Origin of the sequence: Phenylobacterium sp. (assembly GCF_035569475.1) — a bacterium.
Classification (GTDB): domain Bacteria; phylum Pseudomonadota; class Alphaproteobacteria; order Caulobacterales; family Caulobacteraceae; genus Phenylobacterium.
The window spans coordinates 1-4938 of the sequence record NZ_DATMNA010000084.1 but is presented as its reverse complement, the minus strand read 5'-3'; the positions used below and the strand labels follow the sequence as shown (position 1 = coordinate 4938).

Annotated in this window: 5 protein-coding genes and 1 pseudogene; 2 read left to right on the top strand and 4 right to left on the bottom strand. The window is 70.4% G+C overall.

The annotated features are described in order from the left end of the window. On the top strand, positions 1 to 571 hold a 571-nt coding region (locus tag VNW53_RS12690; RefSeq protein WP_325556039.1), incomplete at its 5' end, for a hypothetical protein. Between the two features lie 67 nt (positions 572 to 638). On the opposite strand, the gene radC is transcribed toward VNW53_RS12690, so the two are convergent. The 3 genes from radC to VNW53_RS12675 form a co-directional block, all read right to left on the bottom strand. Next, the gene (gene radC / locus VNW53_RS12685; protein ID WP_325556038.1) at positions 639 to 1388 is read right to left on the bottom strand and encodes a RadC family protein; all 750 of its coding nucleotides are present in this window, start codon (positions 1386 to 1388) and stop codon (positions 639 to 641) included. Positions 1389 to 1444: 56 nt separating this feature from the next. After that, positions 1445 to 3151, bottom strand: a complete 1707-nt coding sequence (locus tag VNW53_RS12680) for a hypothetical protein (protein ID WP_325556037.1) — start codon at positions 3149 to 3151, stop codon at positions 1445 to 1447. A 77-nt stretch (positions 3152 to 3228) separates the two neighbouring features. Continuing rightward, entirely contained in the window at positions 3229 to 3834 is a 606-nt protein-coding gene (locus VNW53_RS12675) for a TetR/AcrR family transcriptional regulator (protein WP_325556036.1), read from the bottom strand. A 113-nt stretch (positions 3835 to 3947) separates the two neighbouring features. On the opposite strand from VNW53_RS12675, the gene VNW53_RS12670 reads away from it, so the two are divergent. Then, the gene (locus VNW53_RS12670; RefSeq protein ID WP_325556035.1) at positions 3948 to 4709 is read left to right on the top strand and encodes an SDR family NAD(P)-dependent oxidoreductase; all 762 of its coding nucleotides are present in this window, start codon (positions 3948 to 3950) and stop codon (positions 4707 to 4709) included. Between the two features lie 11 nt (positions 4710 to 4720). Here the strand turns inward: VNW53_RS12670 and VNW53_RS12665 are convergent. Continuing rightward, a pseudogene (locus VNW53_RS12665) lies at positions 4721 to 4938 on the bottom strand (type I methionyl aminopeptidase); the annotation flags it as partial.

Below are 4938 nucleotides of genomic sequence, written 5' to 3'. Positions count from 1 at the left end.
GGCGATGGATGCGGTCGGCGCAAACCTATCAGCCCTGAAGTCCGTCTTCGGCGTGAGCGCCGTCGATTTCGACTTCGAGCCCGAGGACGGCTATGGCGCTCAGGACCAGGCGATGATCGTCGCCCTCACCTTGCAGTGCGGCCAACTTGGCCTGGGCGTCACCTATTGCCCCTACACGGACGAGGATTTCTGGATTGGTTGCCTGACGCAGGTCTACGCCCAGAACAGCCAGAAGCAGGTCGTCATACGGTTCAACCTGCAGTGCTACGCCGGCGGCGCAGGCAACGATCCCCAAGCCTGGGGCCAGCAATTGCAGCAGGCGACGGGAACGGGCGTGACGGATCCTTACGCCTTCATCGTGCCGGGCTTCGAAGTGCTGGGAGCCCCCGAGGAGCCGCAGTCTCCGTCCGGGATGCAGCAGACGTTCGCCGGACTCGCCGGAACGGGCGTCGTCGGCGGCTTCCTCTGGAACAGCGGCTTCATCTGGCAGACCGAGGTGGCGAACGGAGGCGTGCCGACCCCAGCCGAATACGCCAGCGCGATCACCGCCGGGCTAACGACGACAGGCTAGATCTCGGGACCCCGACCGCCGGGTTCTCATCTACGGTCTTGAGCCGCGGGAGTTGCAAGGCCGGCAATTAGATCAGGCCGAGCGCCTTGAAACTCGCCGTGCCGTGACGGCCAACCACCAGGTGGTCATGCACCGCGATCCGCAACGCTCGCGCCGCCTCCACCACCTGTTTCGTCATATCGACGTCCGCGACGGATGGTGTTGGATCACCCGCTGGATGATTGTGCACGAGGATCACCGCGCTGGCTGACAGCTCCAAGGCGCGGCGCATCACCTCGCGCGGATAGACCGGCGCGTGGTCGACGGTGCCGCGGTTCATCACCTCGTCGGCGATCAACTGGTTCTTCTTGTCGAGGAAGAGGACCCGGAACTGTTCGCGCGCCTCATGGGCCAGGGCGGCCTTCACATAGGCCAGCAGCGCCGACCAGGAGGAAATCACCGGGCGCCGCGCCACCTGTTCGCGCGCGGCGCGCAGGGCGGCCTCGTGCAGCAGCTCGAGGTCGAGGGCGAGCGCCTCGCCTACGCCCTTGACGGTGCGCAGCTCCTCGCGCGTCGCGCCCAGCACCGCGCCCAGCGATCCGAAACGGGTCAGAAGCTGCTTGGCCAGCGGCTTCACGTCGCCGCGCGGGACGGCCCGGAACAGGTAGAGTTCCAGAAGCTCATAGTCGGGCAGGGCCGCAAGCCCGCCCGCCGCGGCCCGCTCCCGCAGCCGGTCGCGGTGGCCGAGGTAGTGCGGACGGTCCTTGGACGCGCGCTTCGGGGTCAGCCAGAGATCAGGCTGGGCGCCGGCGTCCTCGACGGAAAGCGGGGTGTCCATGGAGGAGCAATGTTCCCCATGCGTTCTGGATTGGCAAGGCCCAGCTTGTTCGCGGGCTAGGTCAGCGCCAGCGTCGCCTTGGCGAGGTCGCCGCGCCATACCTTCTTCGCCTGGGCCATGTCGCGGGCGGCGTCGGCGGCGTGGCCCTGCCTGGCCTCGGCCTCGGCCAGCACTTTCAGGGCCAGGGCGTCCTGCGGCCAGGCGGCGAGGCTGGCCTTGGCCTCGCGCACTGCGTCGTCGGGCTTGCCGGCGGCGAGGTCGGCGGCGGCGAGGCTGCGGCGCACCGGGTACCACCAGGGCGGCGGGTCGAAGTTCTTGGCGAAGGGGTAGACCTTCTCCTGGCGGGCCGCCGCGCGGGCGAAGAAGGTCGCGGCCTTGGCGGGATCCTGGGCGAACAGGGACGCGCGGCCGTTCAGCACGTCGGCGGCGATGCTCGCGACGTCGGCGTTGCCGCTCTCGCCGGCCTTCAGCGACTCGACGAGCAGGCCCAGGACCTTGTCGGCCTCGAGGCGCACGCCGGCGGCGTTGGCCTCCGCGGCCCAGGCCTCGCCCTTCGCGTAGTGGCGGTAAATCCTGATGATCCGCGGATCGCCCGGAGCCTCGGCCAGAGCCAGGGCGCGGGCCGGCGCATAGCGGCCGTAGGCGACCAAGGCGCGGGCGTCGGCGATGGTGCGGCGGCTCGCCGTCACCTCGGCGCGCGCCAGGCCGGCCGGCAGGGCGACCGCCCCATGGTCGAAGGAGGCCGGGAAGGCCACGTCTGCATGGTCGGCGTATTTGACGGCCAGTCTCGCGTCCCCGGCCATCAGCGCGCCCGCCAGGCCGAAGGTGTAGTTGTGCAGGTAGTAGATCTGGCTGGAGAGCGGGCCGTCGTAGGCCAGCGCCTTCTCGGTGTCGGCATCGACCTTCAGGGCCTGGGCGTCGACGATGGCGACCTGCTCGTACTGGCCGACATGCATCAGGGTGTGGGCGGCCATATGCACGAGATGGCTGGCGCCGGGGGCCAGGCCGGCCAGCTTCTCGGCGTAGGGCAGGGCCTCGGCCGGATGGCCGGCGAACTCGCTGGCGTGGATCTCATAGTGAATGGCGGCGGTGTCGTCGGGGTGGCGGGCGAGCACGCCCTTGATCAGCTCCTCGGCGCGGGCGACGGCCACGGCGTCGCCGCCGCGCCCGGGGATCATCAGGGCCTGGGCCGCCAGGTCGGCGATCTCGTCGTCGGCCGGATAGCGGCGGGCGAGGTCGTCCATGGCCTTGCCGAAGGCGACGTCGCGCTTGGCCAGGTTGTCCTTGTCGTAGCGGATGATGAGCGCCTCGATCAGGGCCTGGGCGCGGGCGTCGCCGGGCTTGGCCAGCTTCCGGGCGCGTTCCGCGTGGGTCAGGGCGAGCGCCGTCTCCTCGGGGGTGACGCCGTAGTTCAGCGTTGGCCCGAGGCCGAGCGCCACGCCCCATTCGCAGAGGGCGCAGCCGGGGTCGAGCTCGGCGGCCTTGGCGAAGGCGGCGCGGGCCTCGTTGTGGTTGAAGGCGTGGTAGAGGTTGAGGCCCTCGTCGTACCAGGCCTGGGCCTGGGCGTTGGCCGTATCGGCGGGGGACGCGCCGTTGCCGACGCCCTTCAGCATCATGGCGCTGGCGGCCGTCGGCGAGGCGGTCACCGGCCCGCGGTGCTCCGCCCCGCAGATGTAGCCGATGCCGAGCGCTGTGGCGTCGGCGCCCACGGCAGTGGGGACGGCCAGGGCGAGCGCGGCGATGGCGGCGGCTGCGGCGTTCATGGCGGACCCTCCCTGGACCTAGTTGGCAAGGTCGGGCGTTTTCGGGCGCGCCGCAAGCCGATCCGTGCGCCGCGCTCCTAGCCTCGGGCGATGATCTTCAGGACCGATGTTTGGATCAGCGCGCAGGCCGCCTCCGGCGTGCGGTCGGCGGCGATCTCCGCATAGGTCTGGAAGCTGGTCAGCACGAACAAGAGGTCCGTCAGGTCCTTGGCGCGGTCGGGGTCGATGGCGCCCTGCGACGCGAGGCGGCCGACGAGCACCGAGATCGCCTTGCGGCGACGCTCGTTGCGGCTCTGCAAACCCGCCTCGAATTCGGCGTCGCCCGAGGTCGCGGCGTGCAGGCTGGCGAGCGACCCGCGATCGAAACTCCAGAAGCCGCAGAAGATCTCGACGAGACGGCGCATCGCGGCCAGGGGCTCCGGGTCGGTCATGGCCTCGGCCAGGCGGTGCAGCCCGCCATGGGCGGCGCGATCGTCGAAGACCGCTTCGAGCAGGGCGCGGCGCGAGCCGAACTGGTTGTAGACGGTCAGCCGCGTCACCCCGGCCTCCTTGGCGACGGACTCCAGCGAAAACCCGCCGGCGCCCTTGGCGCGAAGCACCGCCGCCGCGGCCGCGATGATCCGCAGCCGGGTCTGCTCGGTAGCCTCCGCACGGGCGCGGGCTCGATAGGGGCGTGGGGTCATCTTGCGGTCGGGCCAATTTGGATATACATATAGTATATTGAATTATCCACGAAGCGAGGCTGCGATGCAATCGACCTTGACGAGCGTGATCGTGTGGCGGGCGGCGCGCCGCGATGTCTGACCTCCTGAAGGGACGGGTCGCCCTGGTCACTGGCAGCTCCCGCGGGATTGGCGCGGCAATCGCCAGGCTGTTCGCTGAGGAAGGCGCGTGGGTCGCGATCCACGGGCGGGACGCCGAGGCGCTGGCCGCCGTGCGGCGCGAGATCGAAGACGCCGGCGGCCGGGCGATCGAGGTCACCGGCGACGTCACCGACTTCGGCGCGATCGAGGCCATGCGGCGGCAGATCGAGCGGGACCTCGGGCCGGTGGATATCTTGGTCGCCAATGCCGGAGGGAGCGCGACGCCGCCGGCGCCGATCGAGGAAATCCCGGAGGATGGCTGGCGGGCCTCCGTCGACGGCAACCTTACCGCCACCTTCCTGACCCTGAAGAGCTTTCTGCCGGGCATGAAGGCGCGCGGGCGCGGCGCGATCGTCACGATGTCGTCGGCGGCGGCCCGCAAACCCCATCCGCGCGCGCCGGTTCCCTATGCGGCGGCCAAGGCGGGTATCGCGATCCTGACCCAGGACGTCGCGGCCCAGGCCGGGCCCCACGGGATCCGCGTGAACTGCGTCGCGCCGGAGACGATCCTGACCGAGCGAAATCAGCAACGGATCCCGCCGGCCCAGCAGGAAGCCCTGCGGGCCCAGAATCCGCTCGGGCGCCTGGGGACCCCGGAAGATGTGGCGCAGGCGGTTCTCTACCTGGCCTCGGACTCCGCCGGCTGGATAACCGGCGTCGTGGTCGATGTCGCGGGCGGGGCGGTGATGGTCTAGCGGGCCGCGCCCTAAGCGCTGACGATCGGCGGCTTGAACTGGCCGGCGGGCGAGCCGGTGAAGACCTCATAGCCGGTCTCGGTGACGCCGATGGAGTGCTCGCACTGGGCGGACAGCGACTTGTCGCGGGTGACCGCGGTCCAGCCGTCGGCCAGCAGCTTCACCTGGTGTTTGCCGAGGTTCACCATCGGCTCGATGGTGAAGAACATGCCGGGACGCAACAGCTCGC

Excerpts from the sequence above, each read along its gene's own strand:
- radC (WP_325556038.1), bottom strand. The coding sequence starts at position 1,388 with ATGGACACCCCGCTTTCCGTCGAGGACGCCGGCGCCCAGCCTGATCTC.
- VNW53_RS12680 (WP_325556037.1), bottom strand. The coding sequence starts at position 3,151 with ATGAACGCCGCAGCCGCCGCCATCGCCGCGCTCGCCCTGGCCGTCCCC.
- VNW53_RS12670 (WP_325556035.1), top strand. The coding sequence starts at position 3,948 with ATGTCTGACCTCCTGAAGGGACGGGTCGCCCTGGTCACTGGCAGCTCC.
- VNW53_RS12675 (WP_325556036.1), bottom strand. The coding sequence starts at position 3,834 with ATGACCCCACGCCCCTATCGAGCCCGCGCCCGTGCGGAGGCTACCGAG.